Origin of the sequence: Spirosoma endophyticum (genome assembly GCF_900112365.1) — a bacterium.
GTDB classification, from domain to species: domain Bacteria; phylum Bacteroidota; class Bacteroidia; order Cytophagales; family Spirosomataceae; genus Spirosoma; species Spirosoma endophyticum.
Genome location: NZ_FOLQ01000011.1, coordinates 152,313 through 174,786, shown reverse-complemented (window position 1 = coordinate 174,786; position 22,474 = coordinate 152,313). Strand labels below are relative to the sequence as shown.

Annotated in this window: 27 protein-coding genes; 18 read left to right on the top strand and 9 right to left on the bottom strand. The window is 47.0% G+C overall.

Going from position 1 to position 22,474, the window contains the following annotated elements; translation table 11 throughout:
* The first annotated feature begins 191 nt into the window (after positions 1 to 191).
* The 5 genes from BM202_RS23895 (at position 192) to BM202_RS23875 (ending at position 4,669) form a co-directional block, all read left to right on the top strand.
* On the top strand, positions 192 to 1,691 hold the full coding sequence (locus tag BM202_RS23895) for an arginine deiminase family protein (RefSeq protein WP_093830939.1): 1,500 nt from the start codon (positions 192 to 194) through the stop codon (positions 1,689 to 1,691).
* 135 nt (positions 1,692 to 1,826) lie between these two features.
* The gene (ctlX, locus tag BM202_RS23890; RefSeq protein WP_093830873.1) at positions 1,827 to 2,756 is read left to right on the top strand and encodes a citrulline utilization hydrolase CtlX; all 930 of its coding nucleotides are present in this window, start codon (positions 1,827 to 1,829) and stop codon (positions 2,754 to 2,756) included.
* A gap of 161 nt (positions 2,757 to 2,917) precedes the next feature.
* Positions 2,918 to 3,394 (top strand): MarR family winged helix-turn-helix transcriptional regulator, encoded by a 477-nt coding sequence (locus tag BM202_RS23885; protein ID WP_093830871.1) that lies wholly within the window; start codon positions 2,918 to 2,920, stop codon positions 3,392 to 3,394.
* Between the two features lie 46 nt (positions 3,395 to 3,440).
* On the top strand, positions 3,441 to 3,650 hold the full coding sequence (locus BM202_RS23880) for a hypothetical protein (RefSeq protein ID WP_093830869.1): 210 nt from the start codon (positions 3,441 to 3,443) through the stop codon (positions 3,648 to 3,650).
* 296 nt (positions 3,651 to 3,946) lie between these two features.
* On the top strand, positions 3,947 to 4,669 hold the full coding sequence (locus BM202_RS23875; RefSeq protein WP_177236666.1) for a head GIN domain-containing protein: 723 nt from the start codon (positions 3,947 to 3,949) through the stop codon (positions 4,667 to 4,669).
* Positions 4,670 to 4,760: 91 nt separating this feature from the next.
* On the opposite strand, the gene BM202_RS23870 is transcribed toward BM202_RS23875, so the two are convergent.
* Entirely contained in the window at positions 4,761 to 5,603 is an 843-nt protein-coding gene (locus tag BM202_RS23870) for a porin family protein (protein WP_093830865.1), read from the bottom strand.
* A 235-nt stretch (positions 5,604 to 5,838) separates the two neighbouring features.
* Here BM202_RS23870 and BM202_RS23865 point away from each other — a divergent pair, with 235 nt between their 5' ends.
* The 8 genes from BM202_RS23865 (at position 5,839) to BM202_RS23830 (ending at position 12,551) form a co-directional block, all read left to right on the top strand.
* The gene (locus tag BM202_RS23865; protein WP_093830862.1) at positions 5,839 to 6,552 is read left to right on the top strand and encodes an SDR family oxidoreductase; all 714 of its coding nucleotides are present in this window, start codon (positions 5,839 to 5,841) and stop codon (positions 6,550 to 6,552) included.
* Between the two features lie 130 nt (positions 6,553 to 6,682).
* On the top strand, positions 6,683 to 7,432 hold the full coding sequence (gene sufC, locus BM202_RS23860) for a Fe-S cluster assembly ATPase SufC (RefSeq protein WP_093830860.1): 750 nt from the start codon (positions 6,683 to 6,685) through the stop codon (positions 7,430 to 7,432).
* Positions 7,433 to 7,555: 123 nt separating this feature from the next.
* Entirely contained in the window at positions 7,556 to 8,881 is a 1,326-nt protein-coding gene (sufD, locus tag BM202_RS23855) for a Fe-S cluster assembly protein SufD (protein WP_093830858.1), read from the top strand.
* Positions 8,882 to 8,988: 107 nt separating this feature from the next.
* Positions 8,989 to 9,906 carry an esterase-like activity of phytase family protein gene (locus BM202_RS23850; RefSeq protein WP_093830856.1) on the top strand — a complete coding sequence of 306 codons (918 nt, stop codon included), beginning with the start codon at positions 8,989 to 8,991 and terminating at the stop codon, positions 9,904 to 9,906.
* A 114-nt stretch (positions 9,907 to 10,020) separates the two neighbouring features.
* On the top strand, positions 10,021 to 11,259 hold the full coding sequence (locus BM202_RS23845) for a cysteine desulfurase (RefSeq protein ID WP_093830854.1): 1,239 nt from the start codon (positions 10,021 to 10,023) through the stop codon (positions 11,257 to 11,259).
* Positions 11,260 to 11,264: 5 nt separating this feature from the next.
* Complete coding sequence (locus tag BM202_RS23840) at positions 11,265 to 11,699, top strand: SufE family protein (RefSeq protein WP_093830852.1); 435 nt, start codon at positions 11,265 to 11,267, stop codon at positions 11,697 to 11,699.
* Positions 11,700 to 11,711: 12 nt separating this feature from the next.
* Entirely contained in the window at positions 11,712 to 12,023 is a 312-nt protein-coding gene (locus BM202_RS23835) for a DUF59 domain-containing protein (RefSeq protein ID WP_093830850.1), read from the top strand.
* Between the two features lie 96 nt (positions 12,024 to 12,119).
* On the top strand, positions 12,120 to 12,551 hold the full coding sequence (locus BM202_RS23830; protein ID WP_093830848.1) for a BrxA/BrxB family bacilliredoxin: 432 nt from the start codon (positions 12,120 to 12,122) through the stop codon (positions 12,549 to 12,551).
* A 69-nt stretch (positions 12,552 to 12,620) separates the two neighbouring features.
* On the opposite strand, the gene eboC is transcribed toward BM202_RS23830, so the two are convergent.
* Both eboC and BM202_RS23820 read right to left on the bottom strand, forming a co-directional pair.
* Positions 12,621 to 13,496: a UbiA-like protein EboC gene (gene eboC / locus BM202_RS23825; RefSeq protein ID WP_093830846.1), complete on the bottom strand. Its 876-nt coding sequence runs from the start codon at positions 13,494 to 13,496 to the stop codon at positions 12,621 to 12,623.
* Positions 13,497 to 13,571: 75 nt separating this feature from the next.
* Positions 13,572 to 14,504 carry a TatD family hydrolase gene (locus BM202_RS23820; RefSeq protein ID WP_093830844.1) on the bottom strand — a complete coding sequence of 311 codons (933 nt, stop codon included), beginning with the start codon at positions 14,502 to 14,504 and terminating at the stop codon, positions 13,572 to 13,574.
* Positions 14,505 to 14,666: 162 nt separating this feature from the next.
* Between BM202_RS23820 and BM202_RS23815 the strand changes: the two genes are divergently transcribed.
* Together BM202_RS23815 and BM202_RS23810 are read left to right on the top strand one after the other, a co-directional pair.
* Positions 14,667 to 15,335: a DUF4136 domain-containing protein gene (locus BM202_RS23815; protein ID WP_093830843.1), complete on the top strand. Its 669-nt coding sequence runs from the start codon at positions 14,667 to 14,669 to the stop codon at positions 15,333 to 15,335.
* Positions 15,336 to 15,341: 6 nt separating this feature from the next.
* The gene (locus BM202_RS23810) at positions 15,342 to 16,016 is read left to right on the top strand and encodes a porin family protein (protein ID WP_093830841.1); all 675 of its coding nucleotides are present in this window, start codon (positions 15,342 to 15,344) and stop codon (positions 16,014 to 16,016) included.
* 24 nt (positions 16,017 to 16,040) lie between these two features.
* Here BM202_RS23810 and BM202_RS23805 read toward each other — a convergent pair whose 3' ends face one another.
* The 3 genes from BM202_RS23805 to rpsU form a co-directional block, all read right to left on the bottom strand.
* Complete coding sequence (locus BM202_RS23805; RefSeq protein ID WP_093830839.1) at positions 16,041 to 16,715, bottom strand: EboA domain-containing protein; 675 nt, start codon at positions 16,713 to 16,715, stop codon at positions 16,041 to 16,043.
* Positions 16,716 to 16,748: 33 nt separating this feature from the next.
* Positions 16,749 to 17,651, bottom strand: coding sequence for a tyrosine-type recombinase/integrase (locus BM202_RS23800; RefSeq protein WP_177236665.1), 903 nt, complete (start codon positions 17,649 to 17,651; stop codon positions 16,749 to 16,751).
* 229 nt (positions 17,652 to 17,880) lie between these two features.
* Positions 17,881 to 18,078 (bottom strand): 30S ribosomal protein S21, encoded by a 198-nt coding sequence (rpsU, locus tag BM202_RS23795; RefSeq protein ID WP_093830837.1) that lies wholly within the window; start codon positions 18,076 to 18,078, stop codon positions 17,881 to 17,883.
* A 58-nt stretch (positions 18,079 to 18,136) separates the two neighbouring features.
* On the opposite strand from rpsU, the gene BM202_RS23790 reads away from it, so the two are divergent.
* The 3 genes from BM202_RS23790 (at position 18,137) to BM202_RS23780 (ending at position 20,528) form a co-directional block, all read left to right on the top strand.
* On the top strand, positions 18,137 to 19,105 hold the full coding sequence (locus tag BM202_RS23790) for a Ppx/GppA phosphatase family protein (RefSeq protein ID WP_093830835.1): 969 nt from the start codon (positions 18,137 to 18,139) through the stop codon (positions 19,103 to 19,105).
* A 243-nt stretch (positions 19,106 to 19,348) separates the two neighbouring features.
* Positions 19,349 to 19,861, top strand: coding sequence for a PaaI family thioesterase (locus tag BM202_RS23785; protein WP_093830833.1), 513 nt, complete (start codon positions 19,349 to 19,351; stop codon positions 19,859 to 19,861).
* A gap of 13 nt (positions 19,862 to 19,874) precedes the next feature.
* On the top strand, positions 19,875 to 20,528 hold the full coding sequence (locus BM202_RS23780; protein ID WP_093830831.1) for an alpha/beta hydrolase: 654 nt from the start codon (positions 19,875 to 19,877) through the stop codon (positions 20,526 to 20,528).
* Positions 20,529 to 20,540: 12 nt separating this feature from the next.
* On the opposite strand, the gene BM202_RS23775 is transcribed toward BM202_RS23780, so the two are convergent.
* From BM202_RS23775 to BM202_RS37345, 3 genes are all read right to left on the bottom strand, one after another.
* Entirely contained in the window at positions 20,541 to 21,413 is an 873-nt protein-coding gene (locus BM202_RS23775; protein WP_093830829.1) for an NmrA family NAD(P)-binding protein, read from the bottom strand.
* A gap of 129 nt (positions 21,414 to 21,542) precedes the next feature.
* Positions 21,543 to 22,247: a carboxypeptidase-like regulatory domain-containing protein gene (locus BM202_RS23770; RefSeq protein WP_093830827.1), complete on the bottom strand. Its 705-nt coding sequence runs from the start codon at positions 22,245 to 22,247 to the stop codon at positions 21,543 to 21,545.
* Between the two features lie 71 nt (positions 22,248 to 22,318).
* Positions 22,319 to 22,465: a CcmD family protein gene (locus BM202_RS37345; RefSeq protein ID WP_177236664.1), complete on the bottom strand. Its 147-nt coding sequence runs from the start codon at positions 22,463 to 22,465 to the stop codon at positions 22,319 to 22,321.
* Positions 22,466 to 22,474: the final 9 nt, after the last annotated feature.

Genomic DNA, 22,474 nt, shown 5'->3' with positions numbered 1-22,474 from the left:
CTATCTCGCAAGAGGTAGCCTCTTGTTTGTTAAATCCAATCCATAAATTTAGTCTCCAAAGTGAAAGCTTCACTGACTTGACGTAATGGATTGGTCGAAGGCGACGAACGGCAAAACCCATTTCTTTTCAGTCCTAAACCCGTACCTTGCCGTTGTGAACTCGCTTGTTATGCTACGTTCCAATCATGTTTATGAAAACTGAAACTCAACTGACCGAAAGCGATAGGCACGTTATCGCTGAGCAAGGTGATACAACAGGCCGCATTAATGTTTCCTCCGAAATTGGCACGCTCAAACGGCTGCTTATTCATAGCCCCGACCGGGGATTAGGCAAAGTAATACCGTCTAAAGCCCAGGACTGGCTGTTCGAAGACATCGTGCATCTGGACATGATGCGCCGGGATGAATACGACTACTACGTTAAAATTCTGCTGTACTTCTTAGACCCCGACAAAGTGCGCGGAAAAATTGCCCAAATAGGGCCAGACTCGGATCGGTCTTTTTTCAAACCTGATCATGCAGACTATTTCAAATCAGATAAAGTCGTTGATATTCAGTGCCTATTATCGGATATTTTAGCCGATGAAGTGATTCGTACGCGTCTGATTGCCGCCATCTGCGGAATTGAACGGACGTCGTTTCGCACCCAGCAGCAATTGAATGAATATGATTCTACTGAACTGGCCAAAATCATGATTTCTGGCTCGTTGCCCAACCTGACAATGTTATTTGCGCCTTTGCCAAATTTCATTTTCACGCGCGACATTGGCATTGTCATCAACGATCATATTTTGCTCAACAAACCAGCAAAATTAGCTCGCACGCGTGAGGCTTTATTGACTCAGTACATCTTCTTCAATCACCCATTATTTGCTGATTATCAGGATAAGATCATTGAGATTCCGGACAATGAACATGCCTTCCTCCTATCTGACGCCGATACGAATCGGGACGTAACTCGCTCGACACTCGAAGGGGGCGACGTAATGATGATTGCCAAACGACACCTGATACTTGGTGTCAGCGAACGTACTACACTCTACGCAGCTCAACAGGTGATGCGGCTCGTATTTAGCAAAGATTTGGTGGATACGGTAACCATCATTAAGATCCCGAAGAAGCGCGATTATATGCATATTGATACGGTCTTTACGCAGGTTAAACGTAACATTTGGGTACTATTGGGTTCACTGGCCCGAACCGGCGATGAAGCTAAAAAACGGGACGTATTGCATTTCTTCGCACCGAAAGACATGTCGGAAGAGTTAAAAATAGTTCAGTTTATTAAGGGTCAGGAACAAAAGCCCATCGAGATTGAAAACCTCGAAGATTTGTTGACGGGTATTAGTATAAACGATTTGGGTGCCACCGAACCAGTGCAGTTTATTTATTCCGGTAACAACGAGTTTCCGTTCGGAGCGCGGGAGCAATGGACGGACTCCTGCAATCTCTTAGCCTTGAAAGACGGAGTTGTAATTGGCTATGATCGTAACGAAAAAACCGCTGATGCGTTTCGGGAGGCCGGATTTGAGGTCATTGGAGCTGCCAAATTACTGGAACGGTTTGAGCAGGGCCAATCATCGCCAGATACGATTCAGCATACATTTATCATGCTTCCATCAGCCGAATTATCGCGGGCGAGGGGCGGTTCGCATTGTATGAGTTTACCTTTATTAAGAGAAGACGTTTGATGCATTCAGACCGGTAGGATTTCAAAACCTTATGGCTCTCTCACCTGTCTTTAGTTGAATTGTTGAACAATTCGGACATCAGTGTTAATTTGCTAACCCATTTGGCCACACTGGCCGACTTATGCTTTTTTAATTATGCAATCACAAGCGACATCCCGCATCTTAATGATCCGTCCCGTTCGATTCGGTTTCAATGAGCAAACCGCTGATTCAAACGCGTTTCAGGACAGTAAACTAGCTGCGCAAACGAAGGATGTAGCACAGGAAGATGCCCGGCGCGAATTCGACGAAATGACCTATCAGCTCCAGGCTATGGGCGTGGACGTAATGATTTACGATGATACCATTGATCCTGAAACACCCGACTCGATTTTTCCGAATAACTGGATATCATTCCACGCCAGTGGTACGGTAGTCCTGTACCCGATGCAGGCCGAAAACCGCCGACTCGAACGGCGTCAGGACATTATCGACGATCTTAGTCAGCGCTTTCACGTTGCCCGAATCATCGATCTGACCCATTTTGAGCAGGAAGGGAAGTTTCTGGAAGGTACCGGCAGCCTGGTTCTCGATCGCATGAACCGGGTGGCTTTTGCCAGTCTTTCGCCCCGCACCCACCCCGATGTACTAGCCGAGTTTGGTCGTCAGACGGGTTACCGGACTATATCGTTTTCCTCCGCCGATGCCAATGGTCAGGCCATTTATCATACGAATGTGATGATGTGTATTGCGGATACGTTCGCAATCGTCTGCCTGGCCGCTATCAGCGATCCAGACGAGCGGCTTATGGTCCGGCAGGAACTGGAAGGCCTAAATAAGCGGATAATTGATGTTTCGCTGGAGCAGATGGCCAATTTCGCCGGAAACATGTTAATGATTCTGACAAAGAAGGGCCAAAAATTACTCGTCATGTCCACCCGCGCCTATAACTCCCTGACACCAAAACAGATTGATCTGCTGGATGACTACACAACTCTACTTCACTTCGACTTATCGACCATTGAAGGGAACGGCGGAGGTTCGGCCCGCTGTATGATAGCCGAGGTGCATTTGCCAAGGAAATAACCGGATAACTTCTATTTTTCAGGTGATTATAAAAAGGCCGTGCTACTATATTGGAAGCACGGCCTTTTTATAATCACCTGAATTTTTTTCTACTACAGTACTATTTTTTTTAGTTGTTGCTTGCACATACAAATATCAGCACTTACCTTTGTCAGCATAATATGGAAACTGAATTAATAAAGGAAGCGAATTGCGTAGCTGGCACAGTGAAGAATACAAAGCCTTACAGTGCCTGTTTACTATTTTCAGCAAACGCGTTAGCCAGGGCTATTACTGCCATTGGTGACGAAGAGTTTGGTCGCTTTGGTCTCTGCTACTCACACGCCTATTTGCTGTGTGAAGTAGTTGCTCAACCGGGAATCAGCCCATCGCAATTGAGTGAAACGCTGTATTTAACACCATCCACTATTACACGGTTGGTGGAGAAACTAGAATCAAAACGGTTAGTTCGGCGGGAATCGGAAGGAAAGAAGACATTAATTTATCCAACATCCGAAGGCGAAGCCTTACAACCCATAGTTAACGAAGCCTGGGACCGCGTAGGTACCCGTTATTCTCAGCTAATTGGCGAAAAAGACGTTTGCCAGCTAACGCAGCAAGTATTCAAGGCTGCGCAGGCATTAGGTGAGGGAGAATAAAAAATTTGCCGTAAAATTTGTTTGCACATACAACAGAATCAACAAGATGAAAACGAACGAGGAAACTGTAGGACTGATGATAGGCAAAGGAAATGCCACGACAAAAGAAATCTGCCAGTCGTTGGCTAAGCAGGGCATTTCGGCCATTGTTGTGCAAAAAGAAGCATCCGTATCTGACATTGACGACAAACCCCACAACTGGTCTGGACAGCCGGGTAAAGACCTGTTCTTTAACGGCTGGAAGCTACTTTTTTAATATAGATTTTTAGCATAAGCCCTACCCTTTATTGACCCAAGCCTGTTTACTGCCACATCTGGAAATTCAGTCTTAACAATGCAATTACGTTACAATTAGTAAAGCCACACCACGAAATTAGAAAGTGCTCATTAGTGAGCACTTTTTTTATGTGCTGTATATCCTGTCGAATCATGATCATGGAAGCCAGTGCGCAGCTTCGAATCAATTTTTAGTATCTTGGCCTAGTGAAGCAACGTTTATGCTATCAACATCATCATTCAGCTATGTGGCCAACTGTTAAACTCATTTTACCAATGAAATCGATTAAAACCGCTTTTCTTATTTTCCTGACAATTGCGTTAAGTCAATCGATCTATGCGCAGGGTCAAATAGAAGGAAATGGCCAGGTTATCCAGCAACAACGTAACGTTGCGACATTCAACAAACTAACCGTGCGCGTTGGGATGCGCGTGCGAATTACACCGGGCGATCCTAGTAAAGCCGAATTGGAAGGTGAAAGCAATATTCTGAAACACGTAGTAACGGAGGTCAAAAATAATGAATTGAGGATTATGCTGGAGAAGGATAAAAGCTTCAACCAATCGAAAACCGTCACCGTTACCATTCATGTAGCGAAACTCGATCAGGTAGACGTCAGCACAGGTTGCTCCGTCGAATCGACGCTGCCTATTCAAAGTGATAATCTGGCTGCTACCGTCGAAACGGGAAGTCGCCTGACGGCCCCTATTACGACCAAAAAACTAAACCTGACCGTGAAAGATGGCTCTCAGGCCAATTTGCAGGGCACTGCTACTGAATCGTACATTCATTTGTCGGGCGCCGGTAAATTAAGTGCGGACAAGTTGACCATCGCTCGTGCCACCATTCAACTCGATGGTGCCAGCCGGGCCGATATTCACGTAACCGAAACATTGTCGGCCGAGGCCAATGGGGTTAGTACGATAAATTATACCGGCAGCCCAACCATAAAATCACAGGAAGTGTCGGGCATGTCCAAAATTCGGAAGCAGGAATAAGTACTTACAAACCATACTCATAGGACACAAAAATGGCGACGCCCAACGGTCGTCGCCATTCTAAAACCCACTCTATGAGAAATAGTTGCGGTTACCGTCCGCCCCCCAAGGGAAACGAATAGCCTATAGTTCCTTGTGCCAATACCGTTTTTGTAGAAGGGGTAAAGCCAGCTTCCAAATCGCCGAACTGATACAGACCACGCACTTCAATCGTAACATGACCAGGACCCGCTTTGAGTGCCGCGCCTACGCCAGCTGCTGCTCCAAACTGAAAACGCTCCGTTCCACTGTCAATTGATTCTTTCTTGCCATTGACACTGACGCTGGCTAAATAAGAGCCATACGGACCGACATTTACGAAAAACCGATTTCCTGCATACGTTCCGGTCGCTATTTTCAGAAATAAAGGCACTTCTATTTGGTCAAAAGCGCCTGTTATTTTCGTCCCGCCAAAATTGGGCACTTTCAAATTGTACCGCGCGTAATTTACTTCAGGCTGGAAAGAGAACGTACCAGCTCCAACGTTCAACATCACTCCGCCAACAAACCCAATACCCGGGTCGATGAGCGGCTGACTCTCCGTGAAAAATACACGCGTAACGCCCCCACGTACACCAATCCTAAGGTTAGACACATACTCATTCGACGACGTCTTTTCAGGACGACCGGCTGTTCCCGTCACGGTTGGGCGTGACGTGCCAGCATTCGTGGACTGCGGTTGCGATTCGCCACGATTCGTTACTGGCGTGGCGGAAGGAGCGCCAGTGGCTGGTTTTTTCGTTATGCCATGGTACTCATCATAAAGCTCCTGCTGACGGTTGGTACTGGTCGTCGCCGTAGGCTTAGTCGTCGTGCCGCTTGTTTGTGCAAACGATAAGCCAATCGATAAAAGGATAAAAGCCAAAAAAGAATAAACCGATTTTACTGGGTTCATGGTCGGTAAATTAATTGTGTAAGATTAGTCGTTTAACTACAAAACTTCATAACAGCACTTAGGAAACGGTCATTGAGTTGATCATACGGTCTGATTTGTAAACATTTTATGGATAAGTGAAGTAACTAGAATGTCAGGCTTTCAACGAGCTGTGTCCCATCAATCGTACATCGCTTGCCTTGAGAAGTCCCAAAAAGTTAAAATAAGTTAACGCCCCTTTCACTACGTAACAATCATGAAAACCGAACACCAGCGCACGGCTCTGATTACCGGTGCCAACAAAGGCATAGGCAAAGAAATTGCCAGGCAGCTGGCACAGCACGGATTTGCCGTGTTTATTGGTGCCCGCGATATGGCTAAAGGCCGCGAAACGTCGGAAGAACTTTGCCAGCTTGGCTACGAATCCACGTTTATTCATCTTGACGTAACAGATCCTGTTAGTATCAAAAATGCCAGTGGTGTGTTTTCGCAAAAAGCAGATCATTTAGATGTCTTGATCAATAACGCGGGCATTCTGGAAGATCATGGCGAAACCATTCTGAAATTAAATACTGAAATGCTCGACCGAACCCTGAAATCGAACGTTACCGGGCCTATTTTAGTGATTCAGGATTTTCTGCCCTACCTGCAAAAGAGTCCCATGGGTGGTCGCATCATCAACGTATCGAGCGGAGCTGGTGCGCTTTCCAAAATGGATACCTATGCACCGGCTTACAGCATTTCCAAAACCGCGCTGAACGCCGTAACGAAGCAGTTTGCCGGTGCGCTCAAGCAAGATCGCATCGCCGTTAACTGTGTTGATCCAGGCTGGGTCCGCACCGATATGGGTGGAGCGAATGCTTCCCGCCCCGTTGAGAAAGGGGCCGAAACTATTGTATGGCTGGCTACGGATGCACCCCAGTCTGAAACAGGAAAGTTTTGGCATGATAAACAGGAAGTAGATTGGTAGCCTTTTAGCAATAGAGAATAAAGCGAAGCACATCAACTTTTAAGTACCCGATTTTGTTATTTAATCAGGACTGATACTGTTTAGTCTGCTATCTTTGCGGCTTCATTTAGCCGGTACGCTATACTCTATTATGTTATCCATCAGTAATTTACAAGCCTTTATTGGCAAGAAACAGATATTAAAGGGGCTTGATCTGGAAATCAAGGCCGGTGAAGTTCATGCGATTATGGGTCCTAACGGAGCTGGTAAGAGCACATTGGCATCGGTATTGGCAGGTCGCGCCGAGTATGAAGTAACGGGCGGCAGCGTGTTGTTCGAAGGTAAAGATTTGTTGGAATTAGCGCCCGAAGAGCGGGCAGCCGAAGGTATTTTTCTGGCCTTTCAATATCCAGTGGAGATTCCGGGTGTTAGCACAACTAACTTCCTGAAAACGGCGCTGAATGAAATTCGGAAACATCGCGGCCAGGAATCCCTTGATGCCGTGCAGTTTTTGAAACTGATGAAGGAGAAGATGAAGCTCGTTAATATCGATCAGTCGTTACTAAGTCGGTCGTTGAACGAAGGCTTCTCGGGAGGAGAAAAGAAACGGAATGAGATATTTCAAATGGCCATGCTTGAACCCAAACTGGCTATTTTGGACGAGACCGATTCGGGTCTGGACATTGACGCGCTACGTATCGTGGCCGATGGCGTTAATCAACTCCGGTCGCCAGAGCGGGCTACGATTGTGGTAACTCACTATCAGCGACTACTCGATTACATCGTACCCGATTATGTACACGTATTGTACAATGGCCGTATTGTAAAGTCTGGTCCCAAAGAATTGGCGATGGAACTGGAAGAAAAAGGCTACGATTGGCTCAAAGCCGAAGCAATTTGATGTATGATGTATACTATAGGCTATATGATGTAAAACCAGGTTCATACGCGTGAATTTGTCTTTAACATCATATAACATAGTTGACCAGCCCTCTATCATACATCCTACATCATATATCATAAAATGACTCCTTCTTACGCATCCTATAACGATTTTAAAGACCAGTTGCTGGCTGCTTTCCGAACCAATGAGGAGCTTATGAATGGGGCCAGTAAAACCCCGTTTCATCAACTCCGACGCTCGGCACTTAAGCAATTTGATCTACTGGGCTTTCCTACGATCCGCCATGAAGAATGGAAGTATTCGAACGTCAATGGCTTGTTCAAAGAAGCCTTCGATCTGGATGATACGACTACGTTGACGGCCAACGATCTGGACCCACTGGAAATTCCGAACCTTGATGGTAACATTATTTACATTGTCAATGGTCGCTATCATCCTGAGCTTTCACGGATTATCAGCCCGGAATCACAAGTTCAGATCACGAGTTTTGCGGAAGCGATCAAAGCCGATCCCGATTTTATAGGCTCGCACTTCGCCCGCTACGCCGACTATCAGGAGAATGCATTCACAGCACTGAATACCGCTCTGGCTAACGATGGGGTAGTAATACGTGTGCCAGATAACACAACAGTCGAGCAGCCCATTATCCTGCGCTACATTACCGATGCCCGCGATAAAAATATTGCAGCTCAGCCCCGCAACCTGATTGCGGTGGGTAAAAACGCCGAAGTAATGGTGGCCGAAGCGTACCGGACCTTAGGCGATCGGTCGAGTTTTGTTAATGTTGTCACCGAAATCGCTCTGAGTCGCGATGCCCGGATGCAGTATTACAAAGTGCAGAACGAAACCGAAAAAGCGTATCATATTGGCACCACGCAAGTAAACCAATCGGATAATAGCCACTTCTATTCGGCTACCGTAACACTAAACGGAAATTTCGTTCGGAACAACCTGAACATTGTGCTCAACGGTCAGCATGCCGAAGCGTTCATGTATGGTTTATACATGCCCAATGGTCGTCAGCACGTTGATAATCATACCCTTGTCGATCACGCTATGCCCAATTCGTATAGTAAAGAATTGTATAAGGGTATTCTGGATGACAACAGTACGGGCGTGTTTAATGGTAAAATTTTCGTCCGGCCCGACGCCCAGAAAACGAACGCGTATCAGTCGTGTAAGAACGTAGTACTGTCGCCGGGTGCTTCGATGAACACCAAGCCCCAGTTGGAGATTTTTGCGGACGACGTAAAATGCTCGCACGGAACCACGACAGGTAAACTCAATGACGAAGCGCTTTTTTATATGCGCTCGCGGGGTATCCCTAAAGATGAAGCCCGGTCGTTATTGCTCTACGCTTTCTCACAGGACGTATTGAGCCAGATCAAAATCCAGTCTATCCGTGACTATCTGGAACGCGTTGTCACAGAGAAGTTAATGAAGTAACTGCCTCCATCGGGGCAATCGATATATCGGTCAGTTGAACAGTTTTTCCTGCTGTTTGGCTGACCGATTCGCTTCTAAGGGAATAGATGTTGTTCTACAAATTATCTATGAGAATACTGTTTTTACTTGCCTTTTCTCTAACTGCCAGATTTGCGTCGGGGCAACGTATTGAATTCACCTTTGAAGGCGATTCGACCACCATTCCACTTGTCAGCGATAGTCTGCGCGGCATTTCAGGGCTTGAGATTGTACCAACCACGGGCGAATGGCATTTCGTTAGTGACCGGGGCTGGCATTTTATTTTCAAAAACATTCGAAACATCCGTGATTTGGGCGATAAGTCACGGTTAAAATTGGCTCAGAAAACGCCTTTCTGGTTTGAAGGCGTTCGCTACAATGCCCAGGCAACTACTTATTTCTGGACAGATGAACACGAATTCACTACGTCCCTTCTGTACGGTAAATCGATTAGTGATACTGCAAATAAGGTGTTATTGAAAATGCCGCTACCCGGCCCAAACAAAGGTCTTGAAGGGATTGCGTTAACGTCCTCAGGTGCGCTCTGGGTAGCGCCCGAAGCGGGTTGGGAAGGCGAAACTCGCATGAATCAGGATACGATAACGTTTTTTCGTTATCCAGATCCGCTTTCTCCCGACCCAGTCATTGAGCGCTATAAGTACCCGATAAACCGCTGTCCGTTCACGCAGGGAGAAGAACTCCTAGGCGGCATCTCTGAAATAGTAGCTGTCGATGACAAACGGGTACTCGTGCTGGAACGATGTTATGACGCGGGTAAAAAGCAGGTTACAGCCAATTTATACGTAGCAACGCCAGACGAAGCAACTCATACGTTAACCAAAGAACTGGCTTTTGATTTTACCCGACAGTTCTCCGGTATTACCTGCAATCTGGAAGCAATGGCCTGGGCCGATGAGGCCAAACAGACGCTGGTCCTCGTTGCCGACGATAATTTCCGTCGAAATAGAACCCTACGAAATCAGGTGATTGTTTTGCACAGACGATAGGATTTATACGAACCTAACCGACCATTGTTTACGTTTTCAATATAAGTGCTCCATCTCCACTGTAAATTTTCAAGTAGAGATACGAGTAATTTATTCCTTCAATACCAGTACGTTATGCAATCGGCCATAGAGACTACCCTCGACATTCAGCAAATTCGCCAGGACTTCCCTATACTTCATCAGGAAATAAATGGGCGTCCGCTGGTGTATTTTGATAATGCAGCCACCAATCAGAAACCGCTTGCGGTAATCAACGCCCTTACCCAATATTATGAAGGGTATAACGCGAATATTCACCGGGGGATTCACCATTTGGCCGAACAGGCAACCGCTGCATTTGAAGCATCCCGCCGGGCGTTTCAGGAGTTTTTGAACGCGAAGCACTGGCAGGAAATTATCTTCACCTACGGCACAACGGACGGAATTAATCTAGTGGCCCAAACCTACGGCCGCCAGTTTCTGAAAGAGGGCGATGAGATAATTATCTCGACAATGGAGCATCACTCCAACATCGTTCCCTGGCAAATGCTGTGTGAAGAAAAAGGCTGCATTCTGAAAGTTATTCCGGTAAACGACGAAGGCGAATTGCTTCTGGATGAGTATGAAAAATTGCTTTCAGAACGTACCAAAATCGTCTCCTGCGTTCACGTATCGAATTCTCTTGGCACAATCAATCCGGTCAAAACTATCATCGACAAAGCGCATGAAGTTGGCGCTGTCGTTCTGATTGACGGTGCACAAGCCAGTTCGCACCTTGAGATTGACGTTCAGGCGCTTGACGCTGATTTTTACGTTCTTTCGGCTCATAAACTCTATGGCCCAACGGGCATGGGCGTTTTATATGGTAAAAAGGACATTCTGGACGCCATGCCACCGTATCGGGGCGGGGGCGAAATGATAAAAGAGGTTACGTTTGCTAAAACGACATACAACGATATCCCCTACAAATTTGAAGCCGGTACGCCCAACATTGCCGACGTAGTGGCCGTAAAAACCGCGCTGGAATACATGGCAGGTTTGGGCAAAGAGAACATTGCGGCTCACGAAAATGACCTGCTTCAGTACGCTACCGAACAACTTAGCGAATTGGATGGGCTACGTATCATCGGACAGGCGAAGCATAAAATCGGTGTCATCTCCTTCGTGCTGGACGGTATTCACCATCAGGATACGGGCGTAATCTTAGACCAGCAGGGTATCGCTGTCCGAACGGGCCATCACTGCACGCAACCACTCATGCAGCGCTTTGGTATTGCCGGAACTACCCGGGCATCGTTTGCGGTTTATAACACCAGAGACGAAATTGACCGACTTGTTGTAGGACTTCGCCGGGTTCAAAAAATGATGCTTTAAGCAGAATGACAATCAACGAAAAGCAGGACGAGATCATTGAGGAATTTGATTTGTTCGATGACCAACTCGACAAGACGCAATACATTATTGACTTGGGTAAAAAATTACCACCTATGCCCGAATCCAGGAAAATCGACGCTAACCGGATTATGGGTTGTCAGTCGAAAGTGTGGGTTGAAGGTGAATTGAAAGACGACAAGCTCTATTTTTACGGTGACAGCGAACAAACGGCACAGATTTCCAAAGGTTTAGTTGGTCTGTTGATCCGGGTTTTGTCCGGTGAAAAACCCGAAGATATTGCCAAGGCTGACTTGTATTTTATACCCCGAGTTGGGATGGGTAACTTAATTACCTCGTTGCGGGCCGGTGGGCTGGCTTCAATGATTGAACGGATGAAAGCTTATGGCCGAGCATATTCCGTGTCAGAAAATAGTCATTAATGACGCAAGAAAATGACAGACGAAGAATTAAAAGAACAGGTGGTATTGGCGCTTAAGGGCGTATACGACCCTGAAATCCCAGTAGACGTATATGAGCTGGGACTTATCTACGATATCAAGATATTCCCGATCAACAACGTGTATATCCTGATGACACTCACCTCGCCTTCCTGCCCTTCGGCCGGTTCAATTCCCGCAGAGATCGAAGATAAAGTACGGGCTATCGAGGGTGTCAACGATGTAAGTGTTGAGCTGACGTTCGATCCCCCCTACTCTACCGAACTGATGTCGGAGGTAGCTAAATTAGAACTTGGATTTATGTAAAAATTAAGTCGTCAGTAATTAATCAACAGCCGTTAGCAAAGAAACGGTTATTGCCTAACACTTACGACCAGCGACTATTAACTAATCACTAAAATTATGTATCCTCCTCATTTGCTTATCCCAATGCGGGAAGACCTGACCAGCGTTGGGTTTGAAGAATTGACCACTGCCGACGACGTAGTGAATACCATGGAAAATGCTGAAGGCACCATGCTGGTTGTTGTGAATTCGGTATGCGGTTGCGCAGCTGGTGCAGCTCGTCCGGGCGTGAAAGCGGCTTTGGCAGCTAGTCCCGTAAAACCAGATAAGATGGTCAGTGTATTTGCCGGTGGTGATCTGGACGCGACCGCCAAAATGCGTGAGTATCTGCTTCCTTATCCTCCATCGTCGCCTGCCATTGGCATTTTCAAAGACGGCGAACTGGTACATTTCATTGAGCGGCATCATATTGAAGGCCGTTCGGCGCAGATGATCGCCCAGCACCTCGAAATGGCTTTGGAAGAGTTCTGCACACCACAAAACGCATAAAAAAAGTCGTCAGTCACGAGTCGTTAGTAACCAGTACTTTTACTAACGACTCATGACTGACGACTTTTTTTACGTTACCGCAAATACTTTCGCCAGTAGACGCGAGAGTGGCAGTAGGCAAAATACCAGCATTGCTAGAGGGAACGATGCAAATGACGCTACCCAGGCCGCATTCATGACAATGAGCGATAATACCCCCGCTCGCACAGCCAGGCCAATGTTTGGACCGGTCGGGTCTTTCACGGCCCGCCAAAGTGGTGGAAAAATATAGTAGCCAAATAAAATAAGAAAAGGCAAGGCGGTTCCCAACTGCTGTTGCCGTTGAGCTAGTGCCGCTACGCATCCAATCACAAGCGCATAGAGCAGACCAGCTACACGTAGTATTGTGGGACTGCCGCCATGCACCTCTCCCCGACTAATCATTGTAATGGCTGCGATGTAAGCAATCGGCACCAGCCCGACCCAGGCCCACGGTAGCACCTGTTCGGGTAATACACTAACACCCAGCAACAAATTCAGACCTCGGCAGAGTCCCATATTAACGGGTCCCAGCCAGTTATGATGTTTACCAAAACGATCGTATACAAGTGAGGCTATACTGATGGCAATTGCCAGAAAACCAGCTGTCTGATTCACTAAAAACGACGTAGCAATACCGACAATCAGCAAAGCGCTGCCTACTAAAACAGCCGTGTTCTTGTTAATGATCCCGCTCGGAATTGGCCGTTCGGGCCGCTCGACAGCATCTAGTTCGGCATCAAAAACATCGTTAAATACTACGCCCCCACCATACAACCCAACAGTTGCCAACGAGAGCCATCCTACCGGAGCCAGAGCCAGACCGGGAAGCATAAAATACCCTGCAATAGCCATACCCGCCAGCACGTCAGCAATAGCCGTAACGAGATTAGCTGGGCGAGTTAGGGAAAGAAGTGCCTTTAGCATAAAGAGCGAAAGAATGAAGAAGCGAAAGAATGATCAGAGCTGCTTTCGCTCCTTCATTCTTTCGCTTTTTCACCGTTATTTAATAATCGTTGATTCTTTATCCACTCTCGGTGCCTGTCCACCACGTAGTATCGAACTGCCATTGTAGCGTTGGCTCTGGTCGATACCCACCGGTTGGATGAGCTCTTCGAGGCTGAGTTGACCACTTTGGGCGAAGGCCGTAACGGCATTGGTGAACGTAACAAGCCGGATCGCTTCATCCGAAATACCCCGTTGTTTCATTAAAGCCGCTGTTTTAGGCACCGCCAATGGATCGCTGATGCCCCAGTCGGCAGCGGAGTTGATCATGATTCGTTCAGGACCGTATTGTTTCACGATATCCACCATGCGTTCGTTACCCATTTTGGTGAACGGGTAAATTGTGAACCCTGCCCAGAAACCCCGGTCCAGTACCTCACGAACAGTCTCTTCGTTGTTATGATCGACAATAACCATTCCGGGCTCCAGGCCGTGTTCCAGCGCGATGTCCATGCTCCGGCTGGTACCTTGTTTTTTATCACGGTGGGGGGTGTGAATTTGTACTGGCAGCCCTGCTTCTTTCGCTAAATCCAGTTGCGCCCGGTAATATTTGTCTTCGGCAGCGGTTTGATCATCAAAGCCAATTTCGCCCACGCCCACAACACCCTCTTTATAGATGAAAAGCGGCAGGATTTCCATAACCTGTTCGGCCAATTCTTCCTGATTGGCTTCTTTGGAATTCAGGCCAATCGTGCAGTAATGGCGAATCCCGAACTGCGACGCCCGAAATCGCTCCCACCCGACCAGACTGGCAAAATAATCCCGGAACGAGTCAACGCCCGTGCGGGGTTGCCCCAGCCAGAAAGCCGGTTCGATCAGGGCTACCACGCCCGCATCAGCCATAGCCTGATAATCGTCTGTAGTACGGGAAGTCATATGAACGTGCATATCGAAAAACGACATACCCCGTATTGAATCCATAAAATCCATAATGTCTGCTACGTTAAGGGCGTCATAAAAACGTCAGTTGGGCAACAAAGTTCTCAAAAATCTGACTCCTTCCTGCACGATTTTTTATCAACATTTAATTCGTATTCAATAAACTTCAGAGTAGTCTATTCGTTTTATAGATAGTAGATAACATTCTGAGTTATGAAAACGCGTAAACAACTAAATGAAAAAAAATGGGCCAGTTTTTTGGTTCTAGCCCTAGTTATCGGTGGCGGGCTGATGGCCTGTCAGGATAAGGCGATCAACGACCTTAGCCCTGAGGATAGTAAGGTTTATATTACGAACTACGACCGCACAGCAAATTTCAGTCAATACAAAACATTTAGTCTGCCCGATTCCGTCGTAATTGAATCGAATGATGGCTACCGGCCTTCGCTGGGCTCCTTAGAAAGTCGTTTTGTGACGAACGTAGCCAATGCGATGACTGGCCGGGGCTTTCAACGGGCAAGCGCAGGGCAAGCAGCGGATTTAGGTGTGGCCGTTATTCGGGTTACGAACCTGTATACCGGCGTGGGCGTTGACCCTTATTCCTATTACGGAAGCTATTGGGGCGGAGGCCTGGGCGGATTCGGCGGCTATTATCCTTACTACCCATCGTATTACACGTACCAGGTATCAGATGAATATTGGCGGGTTCAGATCGTCGATCTGAAAAATCGTACAACAACTGGTACAGGTAGCAATCCTCAGCCCTTAAATGTCCTGTATGATGCGACCATTCGTGGTTCGGACATTACTGATGTACAAGGTGTAGATACGGCGATCACGGCAATTTTCAATCAATCCCCTTATTTACGGGCAACTGAATAAGCAATCATGAAATCGATAATAGCCCTATTTGCCCTTCTGGCGTTAACGACAACGGCCTGGGCACAGTATAAAAATGATAATACGGGGAATAACGGACTTCCGTCTCCGTATCAGGAATACGTTACGTTCAATATTTCGGCTCGGTATGGCGTCGCCTTTCCCATGGGCGGCCAGCAAGGGTATATTGACCGCGTTTCACCCACCAATTTAGTGTTAGATGGTGAGTGGTTATTCCCAAAACAGTTTTCAATAGGTTTGAAAACGGGATACCAATACAGCAACCAACGGCTGGGACGACAAGTGTACAGCTCTATGGATGGCAATAGCGGCCAGGATATTTCGGCTGTACAAACCCGAACATTGTCGATCATTCCGGCGATGGTTTCGCTTTCCTATTATTTTGCGGATAACGCAGCGGCTATCCGGCCTTACGTACAGTTTGCGGGGGGCGGTGCTTTCGTCAACTACACCAATTATTTTGGACCGCTGGCCGATAAGGAAACGGGTTTCAAAGGTGCCATTGCGCCCGCTATTGGCCTAAAATATTACGGCAGACGGGAGCAGGGATTGGGCGTCGAGGTTCAGGCCCAATATCAGAACGTATTTTTCAATTATGATTTGTTGAAAAATAATGCGCCTTCACTGATGCTGTCAGCAGGAATTTCGTACCGATTCTATTAACGTAACGCGGGTATTTCACCTGCGTTACGTTAACCGCTCAATATTGGCAGGCAAACTACGCCCGGCAGCCCGGCGTTCGGCAGCATAATCTGCCAGCGTTTGGGCGAGTCGGGCGTTTTTACGTTCGTCCAGCCCAATGATTTGTGTTACGTCTTTATCCGTGAAAAACGCTTTTAAAATCATCTGATTCCAGGATGCTTCGTCAAAGTAATCTGCCGGAAAGGGATTGTTAATCATAATCGCTGACTGCACATCAGCAATGTTATTCCGAATACCTTCTGTGGCCTGAAACAGCCAGGCGTCCGGATAAGCCAGCACGGGCAGCGCCGAATATAAGGCCACCAGTTCGTTAAGTTCACCGGCTTTAAATAGCTGGCCGATCGTGTTCACATAAAATGATTTGTCGTCGGCTGGGAGTTGGAGCAGCCACCAAACGCGTGCTAGTCGGTCAAGTGTCCAACCGGTGACCGAAAAGCCAGATCGAACACGTTTCAGGGCAAAGTTCATATCCGCTGGTAGGTCAATGGATTGTTTACCCACAAAGCGCGGCATGGCCGTAAAAACCCGGTAGAACGTAGCAACCTGCGGATTACGTTGAAACGCTTCCGTCTGCTGGCGAAGATAGGTAACAGCTTTTTCGGAATTAGCCTGTTGCTCAATCAGATAGAACAGCGTTTGGCTCATAGAAAGAATATTCATCGGATAAGCGTAAGCTGGAAAGCTAGAATAACATTACTTTTTTGCCTTAGGGTGGGCCTGATCGTAAGTCTTTTTCAATTGCTCCAGGCTCGTATGTGTATAAATCTGGGTAGCGGCTAAACTACTGTGCCCTAACAAATCTTTAATAGCATTCAAATCGGCTCCCCGATTGAGCAAATGCGTAGCAAATGAATGACGTAATACGTGTGGGCTTTTCTTTTCAAGCGTAGTGACAAGCGTAAGATGCCGTTTTACAATGCGCTGGATCAGGACCGGATAAACTGGAATGCCCTTATCACTTACAATTAAATAGATACTGTCCTCGCCCGGAAACTCCTGCTTTTTCAGGTCAATATATTGCTTGATAAGCGCAAACAGGGGTTGGGTAAGTGGTATAAGGCGGTGCTTATTGCGCTTACCTAACACGATGATCGTTTTGTCGTACAGATTGACATCGGTCGTTTTCAGGCCTGTTAACTCACTAAGCCGGATACCGGTTCCGTATAGCAATTCAAGGACTAACTTATCACGCATTCCCTCAAACGTATCAGGAAATTCGATGTCGCTCAGCAGCATCTCCATCGGCTTTTCCTCTACGTATTGAGGCAGTTTTTTACTGGTTTTTAGCGCCTGAATCTTAGTCATCGGATCAAGGGTAATCACCTTCCGACGTAGCAGGAAATCATAAAAATTCCGCAGCGTAGCAATCTTCCGATTCACCGACGATTTATCCATTCCGCCTTCAATCAAACTCACGATCCAGGACCGAATATGCCGAAAATCAGCCAGCTCGGGTTGACTGATGTTGCATTCCGCCAACAGGAACGTACTGAACTGCTCCAGATCGTTAGCGTAAGCAGTCACCGTATGGTGGCTCAGGCGTTTTTCGTAACGAATGTGCTGGAGAAAGTCAGAACCGGGATTTATGGGATTCATTTGCTTGAAGGAAGTCAAAACGGGGATTTTTCTGATTGATATTATTCCCCTGATTTTGTGGCAACACCATCAAATCTAATCATGCTAGTCATAGTAATCATAAAAATCCCCATTCTGACCAACAAAAAAGCAGCAAACATAGCTGCTTGCTGCTCCTGTGTCTTCGTTGGATAAAGATCGCTGACTGCGCATTCAACGATTTATGACCAACGGCTCACTACCAAACTTTCTATTGCTCGGTGTGATTGCCATACATACGTTCTTTGTACGTGGCTTTGATAATCTCGGTGCGACGCTTTACTGATGGCTTCTGGAAAGCCGTCCGCGACCGCAACTGCCGCAACACACCCGTCTTCTCGAATTTCTTCTTGAAGCGTTTCAGGGCCTTGTCAATCGACTCGTTGTCTTTTACGTTAATGATAAGCATGTTGTAAATTTTCTGTTTTAGCTAAAAACCGGACGGCAAAGGTAATAGATTTGCGACTATGAAACAAGCCATTATTGACTTAGGCACTAACACTTTTCATCTATTTATTGCCGAAAAAAGCGGTGATACGTATACAACACTCTTCCGCGAAAGCCGGGTTGCCAAAATCGGGATGGCGGGCATCAACCAGGGCATCATTAGGGAAGATGGCATCAACCGGGCGCTAGGCGTCCTGACCTACTTCCGGCAAGTACTCGATCAATACGGAGTAGACCCCAAACAGGTTATCGCCATTGGCACGAGTGCGATCCGGGTGGCTCATAATCAGGCGGAGTTTATAACGCGCGTTCGGGAGGCAACCGGCCTTTCAATAAACGTCATTTCGGGCGATCAGGAAGCCGATTATATCTATCAGGGCATTCGGGCAGCCGGAGCATTGACCGGTCAGACAGGGAGCGAAACCAGTTTGGTGATCGACATTGGCGGGGGAAGTGTTGAGTTCATTCTGGGCAATGAGTCCCGGGTATTCTGGAAGCAAAGTTTTGAGATTGGTGGCCAACGGCTTATGGAACGATTTATGCCGGAAACGCCGGTGGTGCGGCAATCCGACCGCTCCAACCCTATAAATCCTGGCAGTATTAGGCGGTTAAACGACTATTTTCAGGAGCAATTGCTGCCACTAGCCAACGCGATTCACCAATACCAGCCAACGGTTTTGGTCGGCTCTTCGGGTTCATTCGATACGTTGGTCGATATGTGGTTTATGCACACGGAAGGCCATTTGCCAGATCCAGCACAAACCACGTTCACCTTGCCCGTCGCTGAGTTTTATCGCGCGTATGAATTGCTCATCACCAAAAATCATGACGAGCGAATGCAGATTCCCGGCATGATCGAACTTCGCGTCGATATGATCGTGGTAGCCGTCTGCCTGATTGACTACGTCCTGAAAACTTATGGTATTTCGCAGATCAAAACATCAACGTATTCCTTGAAAGAAGGCGTCTTGGCGTCTCTGAATAGCTGAAGTTTATTTTACACCGGGTTGAAACCAAGTGCAATGCATATCTTCCACTAAAAGAAATTGTGTTGAACAAATAGTTTCCAGCTTTCATCCGGGTGATTTGTGCATTACTAATCGGCGTCTGTATTGAAGTTTAATGCTGATTATCGAGATTACAAAGACTTTATGAAGCGTAACTAAGTGCAACAGCAGGCCAGAGTTACTTACTAGTCTTTTAAAACCACCTATTTAAACCAGTTTTATAGGATGATTAACGAGATAGATCAGGAACACCGCACGCGTACCTATTCGTGGGAAGATCAAACGATTGGCGCTAAAGTTGGCGCTACGTTGTCGGGCATGGAGTATTTGCAGGGAATGATGAGTGGTAAATATCCGGCTCCCGCCATAGCCCATACGCTCGACATGGGCATTGAATCGGTTGAAGAAGGCAAAGTCGTTTTTTCGATTGTACCGCAGGAATTTCATTATAATCCCATTGGGGCTGTACATGGAGGGGTATTTTGTACGATGCTCGATTCTGCATTAGCCTGCGCCATTCACTCGACGCTCCCCGCCGGAATGGGCTACACGACGCTCGAACTGAAAGTGAATCTCGTTCGTCCACTAACCATTAAAACCGGCAAAGTGCTGGCCATTGGCACAATTGTACACGCTGGTCGATCGGTTGCTACAGCCGAAGGCAGAATCGTAGATGAGCATGGGAAACTCTACGCCCACGCAACAACAACCTGTATGATTTTTCCGTGGAAAGGCTAATCTACCATCATTTATGACCGAGCACCATCTAGCTGTTCAACGCACGGCCCGCTATTATACGATTGGCGAACTGACTGACCAGACCAAAAACATTTTATTTTGTCTACATGGTTTTGGGCAGCTGGCGAAATATTTCAGTCGTAAGTTTATGGACCTGGACGAGGGCCAAACGTTTACCGTCGTACCCGAGGGTTTATCGCGGCTGTATCTGAACGGCGAATATGATCGCATTGGGGCGTCGTGGCTGACGCGTGAAGATCGGGAGTACGAAATCAACGATTTTTTGGGGTATCTCAACACGTTGTTCGACCTGGTTCTGAACGGCCGCGACCCAGCCGAATTTCACATTACGCTGCTGGGTTTCTCTCAGGGTGCTGCTACGGCCTGTCGCTGGCTCAATGCCGGTCACATTCGCGCTGACCGTTTGATTTTATGGGCGGGCTACTTTCCCAACGGCCTGACTGACATGATTGATCCGGATAACCTAACCGACGTTGATTGTTACTACGTCTACGGAAGACAGGATGAATATTTAGTAGAGTTAAGCGATATCGATGGCTATCTGAGCCGATTGCAAACCGACGTACCAAACCTGAAATTCACTGCCTTTGACGGTGGTCACCGAGTGGAATCGGACGTATTAAAAACGGTTCTTACGAGTCGCTGATACGTATTGAGGCTACTTTTCTTTCTTACTTTTCGCCACTACATCTGCAATGTAACTTAGTAACGACGTAGCCCCCCGATCTGGCAAATCTGGCTGTAGATATCTTTTTTCTACCGTAATAAGGGTCATGTTTGCCATTGACTCGGCGGCTTTATCGGAGAAACCCATTTGCTTCAATGTTGGCGCCCACTGCTCACGTGAGGTTGTTACAGCTTCTACAGGCTTGTTTAAGGCCAATGCAAAAGCCGCAGCGACATCGGTTGGTGAATACGTTTCTGGCCCTTCTACGTAGTGGAGTCCTGTTTTTTCTGCGGGCTCCGTCAGAAAACGAGCTGCAAATTGACCAATATCATCGGGCGCCACCATCGGCAATTTAAAATCAGCCGGGTAAAGAGCGTGTACCTTACCTTCCTGCTGAGCCGTCTGGAGGGATGCGTCCCAATTGCTCATGTAATAGGCAGCCCGGATGATCGTGGTTGGAATAGACATCCTGGCAAGGCCTTGCTCCATTTTATAAAGAACGCCCAGATCGCCAATCAGGTCGCCTGATTGGGCTCCATAGGTCGATTCCGCTACTATCTTTTCCAGACCAGATCCGTCGAGTGCGCCCAGAATAGCCGTTATATTTTTGCGTTCTTCTGCAACTATATCCGTTGACGGTGCCGCGGGCGGATTAAGCAGAAATAGTCGTTTCCCCTGTCGGAAGATACGTTTTAGCCCATCACCATCATGTACATCGACAACAGCGGCTTGTGCCCCTTTCTGCTCCCATTCGCTCGCTTTTTGCGGATTATGAGTGATAATTATTATGGGTTCTCCTTGCTTAAGCAACGTATTGGCCACTGCTGAACCAACGTGACCTGTAGCGCCTAAAATGATATTCATAACGTTAAAGAGTTAGTTGGAAGTATATTCAGGCTTTGTCGCCACAGGTCAGTTTATGGGCGTAAATCCTGTCTAACTTAAGTTAACGAAACAAAAAAAGAGGTTATTTATCAGAGACGTTCGAACTACCTAACGGCTAGCCCGAAGTCGATTCTTTAGTCTTTTGAAGAAGGTGGGTTTTCGAGCGCATACCGTACCTGTTACCACTACCTGACCCAGCGCTACAGAATCTTCAGCAAGCGAAATAGCTAACGGTAACTTTCGGGCTGGATTAATTTCTATTTCCTGCGATACAAAACCAATACCCATAACCCTCAAAATAAATTGGTCATCCTGCAGTGGCAGCGTCAGTTTAGATGTTCCGTTTGCATCAGTTGTCGTACCTTGTTGTGTACTCTTCACAATGATATAAACGCCGGGTAACGGTGCTTTATCTGTCTCGGCAATTACCTTACCCTCAATTACCCACGTTGAATCTTTTGCTACTGTCGTTTCGTGTTGGTCAATATGCTCACTTTTAGCTGATAATTCAGGCGTAATACGTTTGCCTATCAGCACACTTTGTTCCGACAATTGGGTGGATTGTCCTTGCGTTGAACTCCAGCTTAGTAGTCCGGCTGTCATAAGCCCAAGCCATCGCTGTTTCAAAACACTGTTCGAGGCATTTTGTGCAAGTACTACGTCCCGGTTTAATTGACCAGCCGTAAACCGACCGCATACATTTTTTGGCTGATTAGAAAAATAAGCGCCAATCTGCTGATCGGTCATAGTCGTGAAGTCCACTACCGTTTTCTGGCAGCTATCGCAGAAACGGCCTGACTCTTTTGGTTTCATGTCCTGCTAACGCTGCTGACAAGGCGCAGGAATGGCAAGTTCAATTCGTTTGTTTGGCATGGAACAATGGATTACAAGCCATTCTTCTTTCTCACTTTATTAATTCTGCCCCCTATTTTCAGTAGATAATAGAGCCAGCCCAGCAGAACAATCATAATAACGACAATGACGACCCATAACTTACCGTCACTTCGTAAGGCTTCCATAAGACTATCCATCAGCAAATG

What these genes read in the sequence shown, in the direction of transcription:
- BM202_RS23870 (WP_093830865.1), bottom strand. Translation starts at nt 5,603, where the DNA reads ATGAACCCAGTAAAATCGGTTTATTCTTTTTTGGCTTTTATCCTTTTA.
- BM202_RS23800 (WP_177236665.1), bottom strand. Translation starts at nt 17,651, where the DNA reads ATGAATCCCATAAATCCCGGTTCTGACTTTCTCCAGCACATTCGTTAC.
- BM202_RS23880 (WP_093830869.1), top strand. Translation starts at nt 3,441, where the DNA reads ATGAAAACGAACGAGGAAACTGTAGGACTGATGATAGGCAAAGGAAAT.
- BM202_RS23780 (WP_093830831.1), top strand. Translation starts at nt 19,875, where the DNA reads ATGACCGAGCACCATCTAGCTGTTCAACGCACGGCCCGCTATTATACG.
- ctlX (WP_093830873.1), top strand. Translation starts at nt 1,827, where the DNA reads ATGCAATCACAAGCGACATCCCGCATCTTAATGATCCGTCCCGTTCGA.
- BM202_RS23830 (WP_093830848.1), top strand. Translation starts at nt 12,120, where the DNA reads ATGTATCCTCCTCATTTGCTTATCCCAATGCGGGAAGACCTGACCAGC.
- BM202_RS23845 (WP_093830854.1), top strand. Translation starts at nt 10,021, where the DNA reads ATGCAATCGGCCATAGAGACTACCCTCGACATTCAGCAAATTCGCCAG.
- BM202_RS23775 (WP_093830829.1), bottom strand. Translation starts at nt 21,413, where the DNA reads ATGAATATCATTTTAGGCGCTACAGGTCACGTTGGTTCAGCAGTGGCC.
- rpsU (WP_093830837.1), bottom strand. Translation starts at nt 18,078, where the DNA reads ATGCTTATCATTAACGTAAAAGACAACGAGTCGATTGACAAGGCCCTG.
- BM202_RS23885 (WP_093830871.1), top strand. Translation starts at nt 2,918, where the DNA reads ATGGAAACTGAATTAATAAAGGAAGCGAATTGCGTAGCTGGCACAGTG.
- BM202_RS37345 (WP_177236664.1), bottom strand. Translation starts at nt 22,465, where the DNA reads ATGGATAGTCTTATGGAAGCCTTACGAAGTGACGGTAAGTTATGGGTC.
- BM202_RS23815 (WP_093830843.1), top strand. Translation starts at nt 14,667, where the DNA reads ATGAAAACGCGTAAACAACTAAATGAAAAAAAATGGGCCAGTTTTTTG.
- BM202_RS23850 (WP_093830856.1), top strand. Translation starts at nt 8,989, where the DNA reads ATGAGAATACTGTTTTTACTTGCCTTTTCTCTAACTGCCAGATTTGCG.
- BM202_RS23785 (WP_093830833.1), top strand. Translation starts at nt 19,349, where the DNA reads ATGATTAACGAGATAGATCAGGAACACCGCACGCGTACCTATTCGTGG.
- BM202_RS23875 (WP_177236666.1), top strand. Translation starts at nt 3,947, where the DNA reads ATGAAATCGATTAAAACCGCTTTTCTTATTTTCCTGACAATTGCGTTA.
- BM202_RS23790 (WP_093830835.1), top strand. Translation starts at nt 18,137, where the DNA reads ATGAAACAAGCCATTATTGACTTAGGCACTAACACTTTTCATCTATTT.
- BM202_RS23835 (WP_093830850.1), top strand. Translation starts at nt 11,712, where the DNA reads ATGACAGACGAAGAATTAAAAGAACAGGTGGTATTGGCGCTTAAGGGC.
- eboC (WP_093830846.1), bottom strand. Translation starts at nt 13,496, where the DNA reads ATGCTAAAGGCACTTCTTTCCCTAACTCGCCCAGCTAATCTCGTTACG.
- sufD (WP_093830858.1), top strand. Translation starts at nt 7,556, where the DNA reads ATGACTCCTTCTTACGCATCCTATAACGATTTTAAAGACCAGTTGCTG.
- BM202_RS23805 (WP_093830839.1), bottom strand. Translation starts at nt 16,715, where the DNA reads ATGAATATTCTTTCTATGAGCCAAACGCTGTTCTATCTGATTGAGCAA.
- BM202_RS23840 (WP_093830852.1), top strand. Translation starts at nt 11,265, where the DNA reads ATGACAATCAACGAAAAGCAGGACGAGATCATTGAGGAATTTGATTTG.
- BM202_RS23820 (WP_093830844.1), bottom strand. Translation starts at nt 14,504, where the DNA reads ATGGATTTTATGGATTCAATACGGGGTATGTCGTTTTTCGATATGCAC.
- sufC (WP_093830860.1), top strand. Translation starts at nt 6,683, where the DNA reads ATGTTATCCATCAGTAATTTACAAGCCTTTATTGGCAAGAAACAGATA.
- BM202_RS23770 (WP_093830827.1), bottom strand. Translation starts at nt 22,247, where the DNA reads ATGAAACCAAAAGAGTCAGGCCGTTTCTGCGATAGCTGCCAGAAAACG.
- BM202_RS23810 (WP_093830841.1), top strand. Translation starts at nt 15,342, where the DNA reads ATGAAATCGATAATAGCCCTATTTGCCCTTCTGGCGTTAACGACAACG.
- BM202_RS23865 (WP_093830862.1), top strand. Translation starts at nt 5,839, where the DNA reads ATGAAAACCGAACACCAGCGCACGGCTCTGATTACCGGTGCCAACAAA.
- BM202_RS23895 (WP_093830939.1), top strand. Translation starts at nt 192, where the DNA reads ATGAAAACTGAAACTCAACTGACCGAAAGCGATAGGCACGTTATCGCT.